Source organism: Streptomyces sp. NPDC048643, from assembly GCF_040650615.1.
Lineage (GTDB): Bacteria > Actinomycetota > Actinomycetes > Streptomycetales > Streptomycetaceae > Streptomyces.
Window position 1 is genome coordinate 22,653 of record NZ_JBEZHO010000024.1, and the last position, 21,594, is coordinate 44,246.

Annotated in this window: 18 protein-coding genes; 13 read left to right on the forward strand and 5 right to left on the reverse strand. The window is 72.4% G+C overall.

What is annotated here, in order from left to right; translation table 11 throughout:
- Positions 1 to 126 precede the first annotated feature (126 nt).
- The 8 genes from AB0C62_RS23305 (at position 127) to AB0C62_RS23340 (ending at position 8,103) form a co-directional block, all read left to right on the forward strand.
- A complete protein-coding gene (locus AB0C62_RS23305) occupies positions 127 to 1,203 on the forward strand; it encodes a sugar ABC transporter substrate-binding protein (RefSeq protein ID WP_362976011.1) in 1,077 nt (358 codons plus the stop codon).
- Complete coding sequence (locus tag AB0C62_RS23310; protein ID WP_362976013.1) at positions 1,200 to 2,756, forward strand: sugar ABC transporter ATP-binding protein; 1,557 nt, start codon at positions 1,200 to 1,202, stop codon at positions 2,754 to 2,756. Before AB0C62_RS23305 ends, AB0C62_RS23310 begins: the two co-directional genes overlap by 4 nt.
- Complete coding sequence (locus AB0C62_RS23315) at positions 2,749 to 3,774, forward strand: ABC transporter permease (RefSeq protein ID WP_362976015.1); 1,026 nt, start codon at positions 2,749 to 2,751, stop codon at positions 3,772 to 3,774. The genes AB0C62_RS23310 and AB0C62_RS23315 overlap by 8 nt, the downstream gene beginning before the upstream one ends.
- A 73-nt stretch (positions 3,775 to 3,847) precedes the next feature.
- Complete coding sequence (locus tag AB0C62_RS23320; protein ID WP_362976017.1) at positions 3,848 to 5,203, forward strand: L-fuconate dehydratase; 1,356 nt, start codon at positions 3,848 to 3,850, stop codon at positions 5,201 to 5,203.
- Between the two features lie 14 nt (positions 5,204 to 5,217).
- Positions 5,218 to 5,973: an SDR family oxidoreductase gene (locus tag AB0C62_RS23325; protein WP_362976173.1), complete on the forward strand. Its 756-nt coding sequence runs from the start codon at positions 5,218 to 5,220 to the stop codon at positions 5,971 to 5,973.
- Positions 5,970 to 6,956 carry an aldo/keto reductase gene (locus tag AB0C62_RS23330; RefSeq protein ID WP_362976019.1) on the forward strand — a complete coding sequence of 329 codons (987 nt, stop codon included), beginning with the start codon at positions 5,970 to 5,972 and terminating at the stop codon, positions 6,954 to 6,956. The genes AB0C62_RS23325 and AB0C62_RS23330 overlap by 4 nt, the downstream gene beginning before the upstream one ends.
- Positions 6,953 to 7,267: an L-rhamnose mutarotase gene (locus tag AB0C62_RS23335; RefSeq protein ID WP_362976021.1), complete on the forward strand. Its 315-nt coding sequence runs from the start codon at positions 6,953 to 6,955 to the stop codon at positions 7,265 to 7,267. Before AB0C62_RS23330 ends, AB0C62_RS23335 begins: the two co-directional genes overlap by 4 nt.
- Positions 7,264 to 8,103, forward strand: coding sequence for an amidohydrolase family protein (locus AB0C62_RS23340; protein ID WP_362976023.1), 840 nt, complete (start codon positions 7,264 to 7,266; stop codon positions 8,101 to 8,103). Before AB0C62_RS23335 ends, AB0C62_RS23340 begins: the two co-directional genes overlap by 4 nt.
- 28 nt (positions 8,104 to 8,131) lie before the next feature.
- On the opposite strand, the gene AB0C62_RS23345 is transcribed toward AB0C62_RS23340, so the two are convergent.
- Positions 8,132 to 9,559 carry a lipase maturation factor family protein gene (locus AB0C62_RS23345; RefSeq protein WP_362976025.1) on the reverse strand — a complete coding sequence of 476 codons (1,428 nt, stop codon included), beginning with the start codon at positions 9,557 to 9,559 and terminating at the stop codon, positions 8,132 to 8,134.
- A 117-nt stretch (positions 9,560 to 9,676) separates the two neighbouring features.
- Here AB0C62_RS23345 and AB0C62_RS23350 point away from each other — a divergent pair, with 117 nt between their 5' ends.
- From AB0C62_RS23350 to AB0C62_RS23360, 3 genes are all read left to right on the forward strand, one after another.
- A complete protein-coding gene (locus AB0C62_RS23350) occupies positions 9,677 to 10,999 on the forward strand; it encodes a DUF6777 domain-containing protein (RefSeq protein ID WP_362976027.1) in 1,323 nt (440 codons plus the stop codon).
- 118 nt (positions 11,000 to 11,117) lie between these two features.
- On the forward strand, positions 11,118 to 13,193 hold the full coding sequence (locus tag AB0C62_RS23355) for a SpoIIE family protein phosphatase (protein ID WP_362976029.1): 2,076 nt from the start codon (positions 11,118 to 11,120) through the stop codon (positions 13,191 to 13,193).
- A gap of 72 nt (positions 13,194 to 13,265) precedes the next feature.
- Positions 13,266 to 14,126 carry a DNA-formamidopyrimidine glycosylase family protein gene (locus AB0C62_RS23360; RefSeq protein ID WP_362976031.1) on the forward strand — a complete coding sequence of 287 codons (861 nt, stop codon included), beginning with the start codon at positions 13,266 to 13,268 and terminating at the stop codon, positions 14,124 to 14,126.
- Positions 14,127 to 14,145: 19 nt separating this feature from the next.
- On the opposite strand, the gene AB0C62_RS23365 is transcribed toward AB0C62_RS23360, so the two are convergent.
- The 3 genes from AB0C62_RS23365 to AB0C62_RS23375 form a co-directional block, all read right to left on the reverse strand.
- Positions 14,146 to 14,826: a zf-HC2 domain-containing protein gene (locus AB0C62_RS23365; protein WP_362976033.1), complete on the reverse strand. Its 681-nt coding sequence runs from the start codon at positions 14,824 to 14,826 to the stop codon at positions 14,146 to 14,148.
- Between the two features lie 200 nt (positions 14,827 to 15,026).
- Positions 15,027 to 15,542 carry a hypothetical protein gene (locus AB0C62_RS23370; RefSeq protein ID WP_362976035.1) on the reverse strand — a complete coding sequence of 172 codons (516 nt, stop codon included), beginning with the start codon at positions 15,540 to 15,542 and terminating at the stop codon, positions 15,027 to 15,029.
- 135 nt (positions 15,543 to 15,677) lie between these two features.
- On the reverse strand, positions 15,678 to 16,226 hold the full coding sequence (locus tag AB0C62_RS23375; protein WP_362976037.1) for a sigma-70 family RNA polymerase sigma factor: 549 nt from the start codon (positions 16,224 to 16,226) through the stop codon (positions 15,678 to 15,680).
- Positions 16,227 to 16,505: 279 nt separating this feature from the next.
- Between AB0C62_RS23375 and AB0C62_RS23380 the strand changes: the two genes are divergently transcribed.
- A complete protein-coding gene (locus tag AB0C62_RS23380) occupies positions 16,506 to 17,660 on the forward strand; it encodes a CapA family protein (protein ID WP_362976039.1) in 1,155 nt (384 codons plus the stop codon).
- Between the two features lie 32 nt (positions 17,661 to 17,692).
- Here the strand turns inward: AB0C62_RS23380 and AB0C62_RS23385 are convergent, their stop codons facing one another.
- Positions 17,693 to 18,157, reverse strand: a complete 465-nt coding sequence (locus AB0C62_RS23385) for a universal stress protein (protein WP_362976041.1) — start codon at positions 18,155 to 18,157, stop codon at positions 17,693 to 17,695.
- Positions 18,158 to 18,258: 101 nt separating this feature from the next.
- On the opposite strand from AB0C62_RS23385, the gene lysX reads away from it, so the two are divergent.
- The gene (gene lysX / locus AB0C62_RS23390; protein WP_362976043.1) at positions 18,259 to 21,537 is read left to right on the forward strand and encodes a bifunctional lysylphosphatidylglycerol synthetase/lysine--tRNA ligase LysX; all 3,279 of its coding nucleotides are present in this window, start codon (positions 18,259 to 18,261) and stop codon (positions 21,535 to 21,537) included.
- The last annotated feature ends 57 nt before the right edge of the window (positions 21,538 to 21,594 follow it).

The window sequence follows — 21,594 nt, forward strand, 5'->3', positions numbered from 1 at the left end:
AACCAGGAATAGTTGGCTCCAGAGGGTGTTGGAGGCCCGAAGTGGTCTGATAAATATTCGTCCCGGTCGGTAGAGGGACCTCCGGCCACCCGTCCTGCTCGATCACGCTCAATGAGGAGCCGTCAGATGGCCGGCAGAACTGTGCGGAACAGGCGAATCCCGTCGCGGACGGCGGGCGCGGTGGCGGTGGCCGCCTGCGCGACCCTCGTGCTCGCGGCGTGCGGCAGCACGAAGGACGACGTCGCCTCGGGCGGCGGAAAGGGCGACGGAGGCGGCAAGGTGGGGGTGATCCTGCCGCTGCTGACCTCACCGTTCTGGCAGTCGTACAACGACTACGTGCCGAAGATGGCCACGTCGGAGGGCGTGGACGCGCTCAAGACCGTCAACTCCAACAGTGACCCCTCGCAACAGATCACCGACATCAACAACCAGCTCAACCAGGGCGTCGAGGGACTGGTGGTCGCCCCGCTGGACAGCGCCGCGATCGCCGCGGGCCTCGACCAGGCCGAGCGCAAGGGCGTCCCCGTGGTCGCCGTCGACGTGGCGCCCGAGAAGGGCAAGGTCGCCATGGTCGTACGCGCCGACAACGTGGCGTACGGCGAGAAGGCATGCCAGTACCTCGGCAAGCAGATCAGCTCCGGCAAGGTCGTGCAGATCATGGGCGACCTGGCGTCCGTCAACGGCCGTGACCGCTCAGAGGCGTTCCGCACCTGCGTGCGGAAGAACTTCCCGAAGCTGAAGGTCCTGGAGATCCCCGCCAAGTGGGAGTCCGACACCGCGGCCTCCAAGCTGGACACCCTGCTGAACGCCAACCCCGACATCAAGGGCATCTACATGCAGGCGGGCGGCGTCTACCTCGCGCCCACCCTGCAGACCCTCAAGTCCAAGGGCATGCTGAAGAAGGCGGGCGCCGCCGGGCACATCACCATCGTCTCGAACGACGGCATCCCGCAGGAGTTCGACGCCATCCGCAAGGGCGAGATCGACGCCACCGTCTCGCAGCCGGCCGACGCCTACGCCAAGTACGGCATGTACTACATCAAGGCCGCGATGCAGGGGAAGAAGTTCAAGCCCGGTCCGACCGACCACGACTCCGAGATCGTGAAGCTGCCCGGCGGCATCCTGGAGGACCAGCTGCCCGCGCCGCTCGTCACCAAGGAGAACGTGGACGACCCGAAGCTGTGGGGCAACACGGTCAAATGAGCACTCCACTGGTCGAGGCGCGGGGGATCACCAAGCGGTACGGTCCCACCGTCGCTCTCCGAGACGGTCGGCTCGCCGTGTTCCCCGGTGAGTCCCATGCCCTGGTCGGACGCAACGGCGCCGGCAAGTCCACCCTCGTCACCCTGCTCACCGGCCTCCAGGCGCCGGACGAGGGTTCGATCAGCTTCGACGGCCGGCCGGCGCCCCCGCTCGCCGACCGTGACGCCTGGCGGCGCAAAGTGGCCTGCGTCTACCAGAAGCCCACCGTCGTGCCCGAGTTGACGGTCGCCGAGAACCTCTTCATCAACCGGCAGCCGACGGGCCGGGGCGGCTTCATCAGCTGGCGTCGGCTCCGGTCCGAGGCGGCGCGGCTGCTGGAGACCTGGGACGTGCGCGTCGACCCGGACGCCCGCACCGCCGACCTCAAGGTCGAGGACCGGCAGATGGTCGAGATCGCGCGGGCGCTCTCCTTCGGAGCCCGGTTCATCGTGCTGGACGAACCCACCGCCCAGCTCGACAGCCGGGAGATCGAGCGGCTCTTCACCCGGATGCGGGGGCTCCAGGAATCCGGCGTCACCTTCCTGTTCATCTCGCACCACCTCCAGGAGGTGTACGAGGTGTGCCAGACGGTCACGGTCCTGCGGGACGCCCGCTGGATCACCACCGCGCCGGTCGCCGAACTCCCGCGCCCCGCACTGGTCGAGGCCATGGCGGGGGAGTCCATCGCCGAACTGGCCGTCGCCCCGCGGGAGTCGGACGACGACGCACCCGTGGTCCTGGACGCCACGGGGCTCACCTCCCCGGCGTACGAGCGGATCGATCTGACCGTGCGCCGGGGCGAGGTCGTCGGGCTCGCCGGGTCCAGCGGCAGCGGCAAGACCGAGCTGGCCGAGTCCTTCGCCGGACTGCACACCCCGACCGGCGGCAGCGCCCGGCTGAGCGGTGAGCGGCTCCCGTTCGGCGACGTGGCCGCCGCGCTGAAGGCCGGGGTCGGCTGCGTTCCGCGGGACCGGCACGAGCAGGGCCTTGTGCCCGGGATGAGCGTCGGTGACAACGCCACTCTGAGCGTCCTGGACCGGCTGGGCCGCCACGGGTTCATCGGCACCGGCCGCAGACGCGGCTTCGCCGCCGGGCTCATCGAACGCCTCGGCATCCACACCGAGGGACCCGAGCAGCCCGTCTCCGACCTCTCGGGCGGCAACGCGCAGAAGGTCGTCATGGCCCGTGCGCTCGCCTCCGACCCGCGTCTGCTCGTCCTGATCAACCCGACAGCGGGCGTCGACGAGAAGTCCAAGGAGTCCCTGCTGTCCCGGATGGACAGCGCCCGCGAGGACGGCACCGCCGTGCTGGTCGTCTCCGACGAACTCGACGACCTGCGCCGCTGCGACCGCGTCCTCGTCCTCTTCCACGGCCGTGTCGTCGCCGAGCATCCGGCGGGCTGGCGCGACCACGAGCTGATCGCCTCCATCGAAGGAGTGGACCATGGCAACGGCACCCCCGCGGGGGACACCCCCGGGATCCCCGGCAGCGGCGGGGGAGGCCGGGATGACTGAGACGAAGACCCCGCCGCTCACCCCCTCCCGCACCCCCGACCCGCGCGCCGCCAAGGCCGTCCTCCTGCGCAGGGCCCGCGAACTCGCCCTCGTACCGGCCCTGTTGCTCCTGGTCGTGCTCGGCGCGTTCGTCAACGACTCGTTCCTCACCGAACGCAACATCATCTCCATCCTCGGCGCCTCGGCCGCCCTCGCGATGGTCGTGCTCGCCGAGTCGCTCGTCCTCATCACCGGCAAGTTCGACCTGTCGCTGGAGTCCGTCGTCGGTATCGCGCCCGCCGTCGGCGCACTGCTCGTGCTGCCCGCCGCCCAGTCCGGCTGGGGCACGGAGTTCCCGGCGGCGCTCGCCCTCCTCGCGATCCTCGTCGTGGGCGCGGCCATCGGAGCGTTCAACGGCATCCTCGTCGTGAAGTTCAAGCTCAACGCCTTCATCGTCACGCTCGCGATGCTGATCGTCCTGCGGGGCCTTCTGGTCGGCGCGACCAAGGGCAAGACCCTGTTCGGCATGCCCGACGCGTTCTTCTCCCTCGCCACCACGACGTTCCTGCGCGTCCCGCTGTCGGTGTGGCTGGCCGCCGTCGCCTTCGCGGTCGCCGGTCTGGTCCTCAAGTACCACCGCGTCGGACGCGCGTTGTACGCCATCGGAGGCAACGCGGACGCGGCCCGCGCGGCCGGTATCCGGGTCGAGCGGGTGATGCTCGGGGTGTTCGTCGTCGCGGGTGTGCTCGCGTCCGTCGGCGGCATCATGCAGACGGGCTACGTCGGCGCGATCAGCGCCAACCAGGGCAACAACATGATCTTCACGGTGTTCGCCGCCGCGGTCATCGGCGGGATCAGTCTCGACGGCGGCAAGGGCACCATGTTCGGCGCTCTGACCGGCGTCCTCCTCCTCGGCGTGGTGCAGAACCTGCTCACGCTCGCCCAGGTGCCGTCCTTCTGGATCCAGGCCATCTACGGCGGGATCATCCTCGTCGCCCTCATGATCGCCCGGGTGACGACGGGCCGCGCCCAGGACTGAGCGACCGAGCACCGGGGCCCGGACCGGCGGACGCCCCACCGAGGACCCCCTGTCACCGACCGAAAGGCCTTCCGTGTCCCCGACCCCCGCCCGCATCACCGCGGTCGACACCTACGACGTCCGTTTCCCCACCTCGCGCGAGCTCGACGGCTCGGACGCGATGAACCCGGACCCCGACTACTCGGCGGCCTACGTCGTCCTGCGCAGCGACGCGCCGGACGGGGCCGAGGGGCACGGCTTCACCTTCACCATCGGGCGGGGCAATGATGTCCAGGTCGCCGCGATCGACGCGCTGCGCGGGCATGTCCTCGGCCGGCCGGTGGACGAGCTGTGCGCCGACCCGGGCTCCCTCTCCCGGGACCTGGTCGGCGACAGTCAACTGCGGTGGCTGGGACCGGAGAAGGGCGTGATGCACATGGCGATCGGTGCCGTGGTCAACGCCGTGTGGGACCTGGCGGCCAAGCGTGCGCGCAAGCCGCTGTGGCAGCTCCTCGCGGAGGCAGACCCCGCCTGGCTCGTCGGCCAGGTCGACTTCCGCTACATCACGGACGCGCTGACCCCGGAGGAGGCGCTCCACCTCCTGCGCCGGGGGAGGGAGGGGGCGGCGGAGCGCACCGCGACCCTGCGCGCCGAGGGGTTCCCGGCCTACACCACCTCGCCCGGCTGGCTCGGCTACAGCGACGAGAAGCTCACCCGGCTCGCCGCCGAGGCGGTCGCCGGGGGATTCCGGCAGATCAAACTGAAGGTGGGGGCGGACCTCGCGGACGACATACGCCGCTGCCGGGTCGCCCGCGCGGTGGTGGGTCCGGACATCCGCATCGCGATCGACGCCAACCAGCGCTGGAACGTGGACGAGGCGATCGACTGGACGCGGGCGCTCACCGAGTTCGAGCCGTACTGGATCGAGGAGCCGACGAGCCCGGACGACATCCTCGGACACGCCGCCGTCCGCTCGGCCGTCGCCCCCGTCAAGGTCGCCACCGGTGAACACGTCCAGAACCGCATCGTGTTCAAGCAACTCCTCCAGGCGGGCTCCGTCGACGTCCTGCAGATCGACGCGGCCCGGGTCGGCGGGGTCAACGAGAACCTCGCCATCCTGCTCCTCGCGGCCAAGTTCGGCGTCCCCGTCTGCCCGCACGCGGGAGGCGTCGGACTGTGCGAACTCGTCCAGCACCTCTCGATGTTCGACTTCGTCGCCCTGGCCGGCACCACCGACGACCGGGTCATCGAGTACGTCGACCACCTGCACGACCACTTCACCGAGCCCGTGGTGATCCGCGACGGCCGCTACACGGCACCCACCGCTCCGGGGTTCTCCGCCACCATGCGCCCCGAGTCCATCGCGGAGTTCACCTACCCGGACGGCACCTTCTGGACCGCCGACCTCGCCCAGCGGGACGCCGACGAACGCAAGGGGAAAGCAGCATGACGGACCCTCAGGACATGCGCGACTTCGACGGGCTCACGGCGCTGGTGACGGGCGGCGCCTCCGGCATCGGCCGGGCCACCGCCGACCTTCTCACCGCCCGCGGTGCCCGCGTCGCCGTCCTCGACCTCGACCCCTCGTCGGTCGACAAGCCGCTCACCGGCCACCGCGCCGACGTCACCGACGACGCCTCGGTGCGCGCGGCGGTCGCCGCCGCGGTCGCCGCCCTGGGCGGCCTCGACGTGCTCGTCAACAACGCGGGCATCGGTGCCCGCGGCACCGTCGAGGACAACGACGACGAGGAATGGAGCCGCGTGCTGGACGTCAACGTCCTCGGCATCGTGCGGACCACCCGAGCGGCGCTGCCTCACCTGCGGGCCTCCTCGCACGCGGCGATCGTGAACACCTGCTCCATCGCGGCCACCGCCGGACTGCCCCAGCGCGCCCTGTACTCGGCCTCCAAGGGCGCCGTCCTCGCCCTCACCCTCGCGATGGCCGCCGACCACGTCCGCGAGGGGGTGCGCGTCAACTGCGTCAACCCCGGCACCGTCGACACCCCGTGGGTGGGGCGGCTCCTCGACGCCGCCCCCGACCCGGCCGCCGAACGCGCCGCCCTGGAGGCGCGCCAGCCCACCGGCCGGCTGGTGTCCGCGCCGGAGGTCGCCGGCGCCATCGCCTACCTGGCGAGTCCCCTGTCCGGCGCCACCACCGGCACCGCGCTCGCCGTCGACGGCGGCATGCAGGGCCTGCGACTGCGCCCGGCGGGCCGGTGAACACCCTCGGCGCGAGCGGCGTCCCCGTCGGCGCCCTCTCCTTCGGCGCCGCCGGCATCGGCAACCTGTACACCGAGGTGACCGACGAGCAGGCACGCGCGGCCGTCGACGCCGCCTGGACGTGCGGCATCCGCACCTTCGACACGGCCCCGCACTACGGCATCGGACTCTCCGAGCGGCGGCTCGGCGCGGCGCTGCGCGACCGGCCCCGCTCCGAGTACACCCTCTCGACCAAGGTGGGCCGTCTGCTGGAACCCGCGGACGCGGGCGGCGATGACCTCGCCCATGGCTTCGCGGTGCCGGCCACCCACCGCCGTGTCTGGGACTTCAGCGCCGACGGGGTCCGCCGGAGCCTGGACGCCAGCCTCGAACGGCTCGGCGTCGACCGGGTGGACGTCGTCTACCTGCACGACCCCGACGATTACGCCGAGCAGGCCTTCCACGAGGCCTACCCGGCGCTGGAGAAGCTGCGCTCGCAGGGCGTCGTCGGCGCGATCGGCGTGGGCATGAACCAGACCGCGATGCTCACGCGTTTCGTGCAGGAGACGGACGTCGACGTGGTGCTCTGCGCCGGCCGGTACACCCTCCTCGAACACGGCGCCCTCACCGACCTGCTGCCCGCCGCCCGGCGGCGCGGCACCTCCGTCGTCGTGGGCGGCGCCTTCAACTCCGGTCTGCTGGCCGACCCGAGACCCGGGTCGACCTACGACTACGCACCGGCACCGGCCGAGTTGCTGGACCGGGCGCTCCGGCTGAAGGAGATCGCCGGGCGGCACGGGACCACGCTGCGTGCCGCCGCCCTCGCCCTGCCCGCGGCGCACCCCGCCGTGGCGAGCGTCCTCGTCGGCGCCCGCTCCGCCGCCGAAGTCCGCGACTGCGCAGCGCAGTTCGCCACTCCGGTGCCGGTCTCCTTCTGGCGGGAACTGCGCGCCGAGGGCCTGCTGCCGGACTCCGCCCCCCTCCCCGTACCGGAGTCGTCATGAGGGTCGCCCTGCACACCAAGGTCCGCGCGGAGCGGGTCGCCGCCTACGAGGCGGCGCACCGGCAGGTGCCGGCCGAACTCACCGCGGCGATCCGGGCCGCCGGAGCCACCTCCTGGACCATCTGGCGCAGCGGCACCGACCTGTTCCACCTCCTGGAGTGCGAGGACTACGGGCGCATGCTCGCGGAACTGGAGAGGCTCCCCGTCAACATCGCCTGGCAGGCCCGCATGGCCGAACTCCTCGACGTCGTGCACGACTACTCCGGCGCGGGCGCCGACGCGGGACTGCCGGTGGTGTGGGAACTGCCGTGAGAGTCGACGCGCACCACCACGTGTGGGACCTCGCCGTCCGGGACCAGGACTGGATCACCGGACCCGAACTCCAGCCCCTGCGGCGGGACTTCGGGATGCCGGACCTCGAACCCGAGGCCGCGGCGGCGGGTGTGGACCGTACCGTCCTCGTGCAGACGGTCACCGTCGCCGAGGAGACCCCGGAGTTCCTCTCCCTCGCGGAGAAGAACCCCCTGGTGGCCGCCGTCGTCGGTTGGACCGACCTGACCCGTCCCGACGTCGCCGACGAACTGGCGCGACTGCGGGAGCTGCCCGGAGGCCACCGGCTCAAAGGCATCCGCCACCAGGTCCAGGGCGAGCGCGACCCCGGATGGCTGCTGCGCCCTGACGTACGGCGCGGACTCGAAGCCGTCGCCCGGGCGGGACTCGTGTACGACCTTCTCGTCCTGCCGCACCAGCTGCCCGCGTGCGCCCGGGCCGCGGCCGACCACCCCGGGCTCACGTTCGTCCTCGACCACCTGGGCAAGCCCCCGATCGCCTCCGGCGTTCTCGAACCCTGGGCGAGTGCCGTCCGGGCCCTGGCCGCGCTGCCCAACACCGCCTGCAAGCTCTCCGGGCTGGTCACCGAGGCCGACCCGGCCCGGCGGACCCCGGACGACCTGCGGCCGTACGCGGACACCGCCCTCGCCGCCTTCGGGCCCGGCCGGACCATGTTCGGCTCGGACTGGCCGGTGTGCACGCTGGCCGCGACCTACGGCGAAGTCCTGGAAATCGCCGAGGAGTTGACGACGGCACTGAGCCCGGGAGAGCGGGAGGCGGTGTTCGGCAGGACCGCCACGCGCGTCTACGGGCTCTGACCCGCGGGCTCCGCCCGGCCGCGGCGGCTCAGGGCACCCGCCGCAGTGCACCACCTTCCAGCCGGGTCGGCGGAAGGAAGTCGCGTACGTACGTCCGGTGCCAGCACGCGCCCGTCTCGCGCAGTTCGGGCCACGTCGTGTAGCGGTAGCGGAAGAGGCGGGCGCGGACGAAGCGGGGCGGGGCGTCCGCGGGGAACGGCGAGCGGCGCAGCAGCCGCAGCGTGTCCCGGTCGTTCACCAGCAGCCGTTCCACCAGCCCGCCGAACCACGCGTCGGCGTAGCCGGGGGAGAGCGCGGCGAACCACATCAGCCAGTCGAGACGCAGATGGTACGGCGCGAACTGGCGCGGCCAGTACCGCGGATCACCGGGCTTGCCCCGGAACTCGTACTCCCGCCAGCCGGTGTCCTCGTGCGGGACGTCGTCGGCGGTGCCCTCGACCACCACCTCGTGGCGCACCCGGCTGACGCTGCCGAACGCCCCGTAGGTGTTGACGAGCCGGAGCGGGTCGAAGGAGCGGTTCATGACCTGCCGCCGCGAGAGCATGTTGCGCACCGGGCGGACGCCGAGCGCCAGCAGCCCGGCGGACACCGCGAGGACGACGATCTCGTACCAGAGCGGGGGCGCCGCGGTGTGCGGCGCGTCGCCGGGGATCCGTACGGCACTCACGGCGATCACGATCGTCGTCCAGTTCAGCCAGGAGAAGTTGCCGGACAGGACCAGCCACAGCTGGGTCAGGATCATCAGGCAGGCCGCGGCGGTCGCGACCGGCTGCGGGGTGAACAGCAGCACCGGCACCACGAGTTGGGTGACGTGGTTCGCGGCCACCTCGACGCGGTGCAGCGGTTTCGGGAGGTGGTGGAAGAACCAGCTCAGCGGCCCCGGCATCGGCTGGGTCTCGTGGTGGTGGTCGAGGCAGGTCAGGTCGCGCCAGCAGGGGTCGCCCCGCATCTTGATCAGGCCCGCCCCGAACTCGACGCGGAACAGCAGCCAGCGCAGCAGGAACAGGACCACGACGGGCGGCGCCACCTCGTCGTTGCCCAGGAACACCGCGAGAAACCCCACCTCCAGGAGCAGGGACTCCCACCCGAACGCGTACCAGGTCTGGCCCACGTTGACGATCGACAGGTACATCGCCCACGGGAGCAGCCACAACAGCATCGAGCCCCACAACGGCAGATACGCGTCGACGCCCGCGATCAGCGCCACCGACACCGCGCAGCCCGTCCACGACCAGAGCGCGAAGAAGCGGTCCGAGTAGCGCAGGTGGAACACGCTCGGGGCGTCCCGGAATCCCACCCGCCGCAGGAAACGCGGCACCGGCAGCATCCCGCGCTCCCCGATCAGCGCCCGGAACTGCAGGGCCGCGCCGAGGAACGCCACGAGATACAGGACGGCCAGCCCCCGCTGGAGGACCAGCCGGCTCAGCCAGTAGTCGGGTGCCGCGAACCACTCCACGTCGAGCGCTCCTCTCCCGTCCATTGTGACGCTCGGTGACCGTACTCCGCTTGCGTGCGCCAAGAGGGTGACGCAGAGAATGATCCACGACTGGCCCGCGATGAACGGGAGAACGTGGTGCGCATACCCACCAGGCCCCTCGTCACCGGCGGCGCCCTCGCGGCGGTTCTCCTCTTCGCCGCGTGCGGCGGCGGCCACGACCGGGACAGGGCGGCGAGCGGATCGGCCGACGGCGAGGTGCTCCTCCAGCCGCTCTCGGACCGCGGTCCGGACCCCTTCACGGAGTCGACCGCCACCGCCACCGGCACCCCGCCGCCCGTCACCCGAACGCCGCAACCGACGGCCACCGGTGACCAGGGCCCGGGCTCCTTCTCGGGCGCCACCCCCGGCCTCTACGGAGGCACCCGGAACACCGGCAGCTGCGACGTCGAGCGGCAGGTCGGGGCTCTCGCCGCCGACCCGGCGAGGAATCGCGCCTTCGCCCAGTCCTCCGGCATCGCACCCGAGTCCGTCCCCGGCTACCTGCGCGGACTGACCTCGGTCGTGCTGCGCGCGGACACCCGCGTCACCGACCACGGGTTCCGCGACGGGCAGGCGACCGCGTTCCCCGCCGTGCTCCAGGCCGGCACGGCCGTCCTCGTCGACGACCGGGGCGTGCCCCGGGTGCGCTGCGCGTGCGGCAACCCGCTCGGCCGGCCCACCGCGACGGACGCCGACCCGGCCACGCGCGGCAGGCCCTGGCGCGGCTACCGGCCCGCCCGGGTCGTCGTGGTGACCCCGGCGCCCGTCGTGATCACCGGCCTCACGATCGTCGACGTCACGGCGGGCAGCTGGATCGAGCGGCCCGTCGGGCAGGACGGCCACCGTCACGACCACCCCGTACCGCGGCCCGGCGGGACGACCCCGCCCGGCCGTCCGGACGCCTCGCCGAGCCCGCACGACTCGGCCTCCGGGACCGCTCCCCGTGACGAGGACGGCGGGAGCCCGTCGCCGGACCGTTCCGCCGAGGACTGCGTCACGGCGGACGCGCCACGCACCGAGCCGCCGGAGACCGCCGAGACCACCCCGGGGGAGTCCGCCGGATCCGGTACCGGGCCCTCCGCCACACCGACCGACGACACCGTCATGGGCGTTTCCCGCCGAGACCGCCCGTCCGGGCCCGGCGAGCCCGGCGACTGCGCCACGGCCACCCGCGGCGCGCCCCCGCCGACCAGGCCTGGAGCCACCCCGGCCCCCTCGGACTCCGGCGGCGGAGCCCCGCGGCGGTCCGAGACGGCCGCCCCCGGCCACCCGGACTCCCCGACGCCCTCGGCGCCGCCCACCGGGCCGGGCACGCCCCCCGAGGACACCGCCCCGGGCCTCCCCGACGCCCCCGGCGACGGCGGGCTGATCCCGGACGACCCCGATCCCGGCGAGAGCGTCTTCGACGTCTCCACCTGAGTGTTCGACGGCTGAGCGAACGCTCCCCACGGGGGAGCCCGGTAAAGGGCTCCCCCGGAACCCGGTGAAGAGGCCTCCAGAAGTCGAATAATCGGGCAAATGCTGGCAAGGTGGCCCCATGGTTGATCGGGGAGCGAGCGCCCTGTCACTCCCGGACGACTGGCCCGCCCACCCGGATCCGATCCTGGCGCTCAATCGCATGGGCAGCTTCGACTGGGACCTGGACACCGGTCTGATGCACATGGACGCCCAGGCCCACGAGGTCTTCGACGTGCGCCCGGACGAGTACGACGGGCTTCCCGCCTCCCTCGCGACGCGCGTTCCGCCGGCCGAGTCGACGCGCCTCGACACGATGGTGTCCCACGCGCTGAAGAACGGCAGCGAGAACTACGGTGCCTACTTCCGCATCCGCCGCCGCGACGGTGTCCTGCGCTGGACCCACACCCAGGGCTACATCCGCCGCGACGAGAGCGGCCGGCCGCGCCGGATCGTCGGCATCGTCCGGGACGCGACCGACGAGCTCAGCGAGGCCGCGGCGCGCCGTGAGCAGGCCGCCCAGGAGGAGGCGCGGCGCCATCAGACGAACGTCGTCCAGCTCACCACGGCGGCGCTGGCCCACGCGGTCACCGTCCAGGACGTCATCGACGTCCTGGAGGACACCCACGGCCTCACCCATCTGGGGGCGACCAGCCTGGTCATGGGCCTGGTCGAGGCGGGCCGCATCCGCATGGTCGCCACCGGCCCCGTGGACAGCTACGTCCCCGGCACCCGGGTCACCCGCCTGGACGCGCAGTACCCGATGAACGAGGTCGTACGGAACCTGGCGCCGCACTTCATCGAGTCGCCGGAGGAGTTCGCCGCGTCGTACCCGCTGCTGTGGCCGAACATCACCGGCCTGAACATCACCTCGGCCGCCTATCTGCCGCTCATCGTGCAGGCCCGCCCCATCGGCGCGATCGGCCTGCTCTACAACGACCGCCGCGGCTTCTCCGAGGACGAGCGCAACGTCCTCGTCGCCCTAGGCAGCAGCATCGCCCAGAGCCTCCAGCGGGCCATGTTCTTCGAGCAGGAGAAGGACCTCGCCCAGGGCCTCCAGCAGGCGATGCTGCCGCGTTCCATCCCCAGCGTGCCGGGCGCCGACATCGCCGTCCGCTACCGCTCCGCCTCGCTCGGCCGCGACATCGGCGGTGACTGGTACGACCTCATCCCGCTGCCCGGCGGCCGTGTCGGCGCCGTCATCGGCGACGTCCAGGGGCACGACACGCACGCCGCCGCCGTCATGGGCCAGCTGCGCATCGTGCTGCGCGCCTACGCCGCCGAGGGCCACACCCCGGCCACCGTGATGGCCCGGGCCTCGGTCTTCCTCGACGAACTCGACACCGACCGCTTCGCGACCTGCCTGTACGCCGAGATCGACCTGTCCACCGGAGTGGCCCAGCTCGTCCGGGCCGGCCACATCGACCCGCTGGTCCGGCACACCGACGGAACGTGCAGGCGGCTCCCTGTGGAGGGCGGCCTGCCGCTCGGCCTGTCCGCCGAGTTCGGGCGCCTCGAGTACCCGGTCGCCACCATCGAACTCGACCCGGGCCAGACCCTGCTGCTGTGCACCGACGGACTCGTCGAAGTACCGGGCGCCGACCTCGACGACGGCATGCACACGCTCAGGGAGGTGATCCGGGTCGGCCCGCCGGACGTCGACGACCTCGCCGACCGGCTCATCGACATGGCGGAGGACCGTGGCGGGGACGACGACGTCGCCCTGCTGCTCCTGCGCCGCCGCGGCCTGAGCGACCAGCGCTCCGGCGGACGGCTCCAGCAGCACGTCGCACCGGGCGACCCCGAGGCGCTCATCGAGGCCCGGCACATGATCCGGGCCGCGGTCCGCGCCTGGGGGGCCGGCGAGCGGGCCGACGAGATCGAGCTCGTCGCCGACGAACTCATCACCAACGCCCTCATGCACACCGAGGGCTCGGCCGTCGTCACCCTGCGGGTCCTGACGGGATCCGACCGCAGACTCCGTGCCGAGGTCGAGGACTCCTCCAGCGCCCTGCCGCGCCGCCGCGAGGCCGGGGAGTCCGGTGTGTCCGGCCGCGGACTGCTCCTCGTCGACCTCCTCACCGACGTCTGGGGCGTGGAGGCCCGGGGCGGCGGCAAGGCCGTGTGGTGCGAGTTCGTCGTCCGGGAAGGGGACTGAACGGCCCGGAGCCGCGCGGACCGGACCGAGGCCTTCGGTAGCGCTGTCGGTGCCGGATGGCACTCTGGACGTATGCCGGAACTGCCCGAGGTCGACGCGCTCAAGGACTTCCTGGCCGACCGTCTCGTCGGCCGCGAGATCGTGCGCGTGCTGCCCGTCGCCATCAGCGTCCTGAAGACCTACGACCCTCCCGTCTCGGCCCTGGAAGGGCGCGAGGTCACGGCCGTCCGCCGGTTCGGCAAGTTCCTCGACATCGACGCGGACGGCCTGCACTTCGTCACCCACCTGGCCCGCGCGGGCTGGCTGCACTGGCGCGACACCCTGCCGGACGGCCCGCCCAAGCCCGGCAAGGGCCCGCTCGCGCTGCGGGTCGCGCTGGAGACCGGCGAGGGCTTCGACCTCACCGAGGCCGGCACGCAGAAGCGCCTCGCGGTGTACGTCGTCGCGGACCCGGAGCAGATCCCCGGCGTCGCCCGCCTCGGCCCCGACCCGCTCGCCGACGACTTCGACGAGGAGCGCTTCGCGGGCCTGCTCCAGGGGGAGCGGCGTCAGCTCAAGGGCGCGCTGCGCGACCAGAGCCTGATCGCGGGCGTGGGCAACGCGTACAGCGACGAGATCCTGCACGCCGCCAGGATGTCGCCGTTCAAGCTCGCCTCCTCCCTGACCCCGGAGGAGACCCGCCGGCTGTACGAGGCGCTGCACGTCACCCTCACCGAGGCGGTGGAGCGCTCCCACGGGCTGGCCGCCGGGCGCCTCAAGGCCGAGAAGAAGAGCGGGCTGCGGGTGCACGGGAGAGCGGGGGAGCCCTGCCCGGTGTGCGGCGACACCATCCGCGAGGTCTCCTTCAGCGACTCCGCCCTCCAGTACTGCCCGACCTGCCAGACCGGCGGCAAGCCGCTGGCGGACCGGCGGATGTCGCGCCTGCTCAAGTAGCGGAGCGGACGGGCGCCGCTCAGGGGGCCTTGAGGGTCACCAGGTGCCTGCCCTCCGCCGTACGCACCTCGAACCGGCCGATGTCGGCGCTCCGCAGGGCCGCGCCGCCCCGCATCCGGGTGGCCTCGCCGTGGTGCGGCGGGACCATCCAGCTGGTCACGGTCTCCTCCGTGCCGTCCTTGCCGACGGCGACGAGCTGACAGGAGCGGGGACCTCCCGGGTCCTTGACCCGGACGTCGACGTCGGTGCCCCAGGTCCGGTCCGCGGTCGTCACCTGGGCCCAGACCCCGGTCTCCGCGTCGGTGGCGGCGACACGGTGCTCCTGGGGGTCCGCCGCGGCGACCCGGTTCGTGGGGGTGTCGTGCGCGGTGACGACCGCGATCGCGGGGCCGCCGGCCGCGAGGACCACGGAGGCCGCCACGACGTACAGGAGGCGTCTGCGCCCCGCCCGGTTGCGCGCGGCCACCTCGCCGAGCAGCCGGTCGAGCAGTCGCGGCCCGGGGGCGGCGAACGGGTGCACCGTGCGCGGCGTCGAGCGGCGGTACAGCATCAACTGCCGTGTGGCGGGGCGAAACTCGCTCACGTGCGCCGTACACCGAGGGCACTCCATGAGGTGGTCCTCGAAGCGGAAGGCTTCCGCCTCGTCGAGCACGCCGAGTGCGTAGGCGCCGACGTCGCCATGCCGTTCCAGGGACCTCATACCGAATACCGAATCCTCGTGGCGATGGTGCGGACTGTGAGTGGTGCTGCTGTTGCCCACGGGTACGCACCAGACCGCCGAATCACTCAAGACCCGTCCGGAATCGCGGTTCAGACATTCGGAGCGCCGGTGCCCGCGGATTGGTGCGGGCGCGAAGAAATATCGCGGCGCGGTGGAGGAGGCGGTGCGGAGACGCTCTCTCAGAAGAGGTGGATGGCGAGATGCCCCAGCGGAAGCCCCAGCCGCCAGGCGGGCGTCCACACCTTCGGCCCTTCGTCCTCACCCGGTACCGGGCCGCCGCCGGGCACCGCGTCCAGGTCGGGAGCGAGCAGTTCGGTCTCCTCCAGCCAGCGCCAGGCCGTCGACGCCAGCTCCAGGTCGGGGTCGGGTGCGGCCGATCCGGCGGCCTCGGCCGCGCGCAGCGCCATGTGTTCGCGCACCCACTCCTGCCAGGGCTGGTCGTAGGCGGTCAGGGAGAGCCAGGTCTCCAGCTGCGTGATGACCCGGATCCCGGAGAGTTCGCCGCTGCTGTCGGACAGGAAGATGGTCAGCGCGAGGGCGTCACGCCCGGCGCGGAACTCGAAGGACGTCGGCGGCATCAGATCGCCGGTCCGCAGCAGTTCGTCGGCGATGTACTCGGCGTACAACCAGGCCATGGGGACGGTGAGTTCGCCACCCCCGGTGCCGTCCGTGCTCTCTTGCCCTCTGTGCAGCATCCCTTCCTGCCCTCCTCCGGTGCGTGCGCGTCGCCCGACCCCGGGCCCCGGTCCGGAACACGGATGAGGCAAGCTGAGTGCTCAACCATGGTCGTCGGCAAGGCGCTTTACGGAGGTTTGACTAAGCCTTCGGTTTCACCGCAGGTCGGCCGCATATCCCGGAAGTACCCGGCGCAGGGCGCGCAGCGCGTAGTACGCGCGGGACTTCACGGTACCGGGCGGAATGCCCAGGGCCGCCGCGGCCTCCGCCACACTCGCCCCCTGGAAGTACACGAGCACCAGGACTTCACGGTGCTCGGGAGTGAGTGTCTTCACAGCCTCCCGCACATCGAGTGTCGCCGCCGACCGTTCGGCGTGATCGGCGCAGATGCGCGCGTGGTCGAGGACGGCGTCCCCGACCTCGGGCGGCCGTGCCTGCCGGGCCCGCCGCGCGTCGATGGCGAGCCGCCGTCCCACGGTCAGCAGCCAGGGGCGGACGGACTCGAAGGCGTCGGCCCGTAGCGCCTCGGGGTGCTGCCAGGCGCGGACGAGGGTCTCCTGCAGCAGGTCCTCGGCCCGCTGCCGGTCGCCGTCCGACAGGCGGAGCAGCAGGGCGAAGAGGGGTCGGCCGTGCTCGCGCTGCAGCGCGGCCAGCTCGTGCTCGGCGGTCGTCCCGCTCGTGATGGTGGTGGTTCCGGCCGTCATGGCGTGTATGGCAGCGCGATGCGCTCCGCGCGGACAGGCCGCCGACACGCCCGTGCGGTGGGCGGTCGATGCCGTCGGTGAACGGTGCGCCGAACGGTCCGCCGAGGTGGAGGCCGGGATTCCGGCGGCACCGTACGTCCGTTCGGCGCCGGTCACCCCAACGGGCGGGCGCGCGGGCGCCGAACGGGCGAGCCGCGGTGGCGCCTCCTTGACCGTCGCCCCTCCGTGTACCTGGAATCGTCTCAATTAGTAATCAAATACGACCAGATGGGGCCGGACATGATCACACGCGCGCGACAGATCAATCTGGCCGTCGCGGCCGTCCTCATCGCCACGGCGGCTGCCTGCCAGGCCCAGGACTCGGCCGGCCACCGCCGGGACGGACAGGCCGCTCCCGGTGCCACCCGTCCCTTCACCCTGGTCGCCTCGGGGGACGTCCTGCCGCACAGCTCGATCATCGACCGCGCGGCCTCCGACGCCGGAGGCGACGGATACGACTTCCGGCCCATGCTCGCGGGCGTCCGGCCGATCGTGTCCGCTGCCGACCTGGCGATCTGTCACATGGAGACCGTCTACGGCGCGGACGGCGACTACAGCGGATACCCCACCTTCAAGTCCCCGCCCCAGGTGGCCGAAGGCCTCGCCGCGACGGGCTACGACGCCTGTTCCACCGCCTCGAACCACAGCCTCGACGACGGAGCCGCGGGCATCGGCCGCACCCTGGACGCCCTCGACCGCGCGGGCGTGCGGCACGCCGGTTCCGCGCGCACGGCGCGGGAGGCGAGCGCTGCCACCGTGCTGCGCGCGGGCGGCGCCCGGGTCGCCCACCTCGCCTACACGTACGACACGAACGGGATCCCGTTGCCGCAGGGGCAGCCCTGGGCCGTCCGGACGATCGACCCCGACCGGATCGTCGCGGACGCCCGCGCCGCCCGCAAGGCGGGCGCCGACGTGGTCGTCGTCTCCCTGCACTGGGGCACCGAGTGGCAGGACGAGCCCGACGAGCAGCAGTTGGACCTGAGCCGCCGGCTGACCGCGTCCGCCACCGCCGGGCGGCCCGACATCGACCTGATCCTCGGCACCCACGCGCACGTCCCGCAGGCGTACGAGAAGGTCAACGGCACCTGGGTCGTCTACGGCATGGGCGACCAGATCGCCGGCGAGATGTACAACGGCGACGGCGTCCAGGACCCGCGCGGCAACGAGAGCACCATCGGACGGTTCACCTTCGCGCCCCCCGCACGGGCGGGCGAACGCTGGAGGGTCAGCAAGGCCGAGTTCATCCCGCAGTGCTTCGACCTCGACGCCGGCCGGGTCCTCGACCTCAACGCCGCGCTGGATCAGGGGGCCGCGGTCGGCGCCGTCCGCGACCGTGTCCGCGACGTCGTCCTCAGTCGGGGCGCGGGCAAGGACGGCCTCGTGATGGGGAAGTAGGGAGGCGTCCGGCAGGGCTGCGCGGAGGAGGGCTACGGCACGACGGTGACGGGCCAGCGGCCCGCCTTCACCAGCCGGATCGCCACCGACCCCACGATCCGGTGACCGGCCTGCTCGGAGGCGCCCACCACCACCGCGTCGGCCTTCAGCTCGTCGGCCGCGGTGACCAGGCCGTTGTACGGATCGCCGCGGAAGGTGTGGAACTCCCAGCGCACGTCGAATATGTCCTTCACCCGCTCGGCCGCGTCGCGGATGTACCGGATCAGATCCTCGGCGATCTCGTCGGTCGTCTCCGCCACCGGCACCCCGAGCGCCGCGCCCGCCGCCATCACCGGCTGGACGTAGACGACCGCGAGCAGCGCCCGCTGTCGCCGCGCCAGACCCCCCGCGTACGCCGCAGCGCGCAGCGAGGACTCGGAGCCGTCCACCCCGACGACGATGACCTTGGGACCGTCCGTCCCGCGCTCGAACCCCTGTGCGTGCTGCTCATCCGTCACGGCTGTGAGGTTAGCGGAACCCGCAGGTCCCACGGCCGCGGGGGAGCCCGGAAGAATCGCTCGACGGGCGGGGCGGCCTCCCCCTTCCTACAGTCGGAAGCATGAGTTCCACGGTGGAGGCCCGCCCGTCCAAGGACAGAGCCGCTCCGGCACGGCCGTCCCCGCGCGGATTCCTCAGCAAGGTGCCCGAGGGTTTCGCGACGTTCTTCGGCATCATCGGACTGCTCTGCGCCGTACTGGCCTTCATCGCCCCGCTGCGCCGGGTGCTGCGCCCGGTCACGCGCTTCCTCGACCTGCTGATCATCCCGGTCAGCGCCAACCTCGCCTACGCCGTCTTCCTCTTCCTGCTCGCCGCCGCCACGGCCGCCCGTAAGAAGATCGCCTGGTGGCTGGTGGTCGTCTACCTGGGCCTGCTGGTCCTCACGGACATCCTCGGCGTCGCCGTCGGCCTGTACGCGCAGTCCGTCCCCTCCCTGGTGGTCTGCGGGCTGCTGCTGGCCCTGCTGATCGTGGCCCGCCGCGAGTTCTACGCCGACTCCCGGCGCGGAGCCGTCCGGCGGGCCCTGCTCGTCCTGGTCGCCGGACTCGTCGTCGCGATCCTGTTCGGTTGGGGTCTGGTGGAGCTGTTTCCTGGCACCCTGCCGCACAGCCAGCGACTCCTGTGGGCCGCCAACCGGGTCTGCGGCGGACTGGTGTCCGGCGGATCGTTCGACGGCCGGCCACCGCGCTGGCTGTTCTTCGTGCTCGGCCTGTTCGGCGCGCTCGCCCTGCTCAACGCCGCCGCCACGCTGTTCCGTTCCCAGCGCATGGTGGCGGCGCTGCACGGCGACGAGGAGGCCCGCATCCGCGCCCTCCTCCAGGCCTACGGCGCCGACGACTCCCTCGGCTACTTCGCCACCCGCCGCGACAAGGCCGTCGTCTTCTCACCCAGCGGCAAAGCGGCCGTCACCTACCGCGTCGAGGCCGGAGTCTGCCTCGCCAGCGGCGACCCCGTCGGCGACCGGGAGGCCTGGCCGCACGCGATCGACGCCTGGCTCGACGCGGCCCGCCGGTACGCCTGGGCGCCCGCCGCGATGGGCGCCTCCGAGGACGGGGCCAAGGCGTACGCGCGTGCCGGGCTAGGCGCCCTCCAGCTCGGCGACGAGGCGATCCTGCACGTCGCCGGCTTCGACCTCGGCGGCCGCGACATGCGCGTCACCCGACAGGCCGTCAACCGCGTCAAGCGCTCCGGCGCCACCTGCCGGGTACGCCGCCACTCCACCCTCACCGAGGCCGAGATGGAGGAGATCGTCCGCCGGGCCGACGCCTGGCGCGACACCGAGACCGAGCGCGGCTTCTCCATGGCCCTCGACCGGCTCGGCGACCCCGAGGACGGCGACTGCCTGCTCGCCGAGGCGATGGACTCCGACGGCAGGCTCCTCGCCCTGCTCTCCTTCGTGCCCTGGGGCCGCGACGGCATCTCCCTCGACCTGATGCGCCGCGACCGCAGCGCCCCCAACGGCGTCACGGAGTTCATGGTCGCGGAGGTGTGCGCCGCGGCCGGGAAGTTCGGCGTACGGCGCATCTCCCTCAACTTCGCGGTGTTCCGGTCGGTCTTCGAGGAAGGCGCCCGCATTGGCGCGGGACCCGTGCTGCGGCTCTGGCGCCGGCTGCTGCTGTTCTTCTCCCGGTGGTGGCAGCTGGAGGCGCTGTACCGCTCCAACGCCAAGTACCACCCCGAGTGGTACCCGCGCTTCATCTGCTACGGCGAGACCGGCTCCCTCGCCCGCATCGGCATGGCGTCCGCCATCGCCGAGGGCTTCGTCTCCGTCCCCTCGCTGCACTCCCTGTGGGGAAAGGGGCACTCCCGGGGCGGTCCCGAGCCGGCCACCACGGCGGGGCTGCCGTCCCTGTCCGCCCTCGGCCTCGCCACCGGCGACGGGAGCGTGACGGAGGACCCCACCGCGGCCCTGCCCGACCAGGTCCGGGTGCGGCACCGCAAGCTCGACCGGCTGCGCGCCGACGGCACCGACCCCTACCCGGTCGGCATCCCGCCGCGCACCCATCTGCTGGCCGAGGTCCGCGGCGGCGAGGACGTCACCGTCGCCGGGCGCGTGATGCTCGTACGCGACTTCGGCGGCATCCTCTTCGCCGTGCTGCGCGACTGGTCCGGCGACCTCCAGCTCGCCCTCACCCGCCAGGAGTCCGGAGCGGCGCTCGACCGCTTCCGCCAGGTCGTCGACATCGGCGACCACATCACCGCCGACGGCCTCGCGGGCGCGAGCGACCGGGGCGAACCGACCGTCTTCGTCAGCTCCTGGCAGCTCACCGCCAAGTGCCTCCGCCCGCTGCCCGACAAACGCAAGGGCCTCGCCGACCCCGAGGCCAAGGTGCGCCGCCGCTATCTCGACCTGGTGTCCAGCCCCGGCGCCCGCGATGTCGTACGGTCCCGCTCCACGGCGGTCCAGGCCCTGCGCCAGGGCCTCCTGGAGCGCGGCTACCTGGAGGTCGAGACCCCGATGCTCCAGCAGATCCACGGAGGCGCCAACGCCCGGCCGTTCACCACCCACATCAACGCCTACGACCTGAACCTCTATCTGCGCATCGCACCCGAGCTGTACCTCAAACGGCTCTGCGTCGGCGGACTGGAGAAGGTCTTCGAGATGGGCCGCACCTTCCGCAACGAGGGCGTCTCCTACAAGCACAACCCCGAGTTCACGATGCTGGAGGCCTACCAGGCCTTCGCCGACTACGACGTGATGCTCGACCTCGCCCGCGAGCTGATCCAGGGCGCCGCGACCGCCGCCTTCGGCTCACCGATCGCCCGCAAGGGCGGCACGGAGTACGACATCTCCGGGGAGTGGCCCGTGAAGACGGTCTACGGCGCCATCTCCGAGGCCCTCGGGGACGAGATCGACGCCGACACCTCCGTGGAGGCGCTCCAGCGGCTCTGTGACCGGGCGGGCGTGCCGTACGTGGACGACGACGGGCGCGGCGACATCGTCCTGGAGATGTACGAACGCCTGGTCGAGGAGAAGACGCAGCTGCCCACCTTCTACAAGGACTTCCCGACCGACGTCTCCCCGCTCACCCGGCAGCACCGCACGGACCCGCGCCTCGCGGAACGCTGGGACCTCGTCGCCTTCGGCACGGAACTGGGCACCGCCTACTCCGAGTTGACGGACCCCGTGGAGCAGCGTCGCCGGCTCACCGCGCAGTCGCTGCTGGCCGCCGGGGGAGACCCCGAGGCGATGGAGCTCGACGAGGACTTCCTCGACGCGCTCGAGTACGCCATGCCGCCCACCGGCGGGCTCGGGATCGGCGTCGACCGGCTCGTCATGTTCCTGACCGGCCTGACGATCCGCGAGACCCTGCCGTTCCCGCTGGTGCGCCGCCGCTGAAATGGTCCAGGCGGGTGCTTTCGGAAGCCTCCCTCGGTGTTGCTCAGTCGGGCGGGC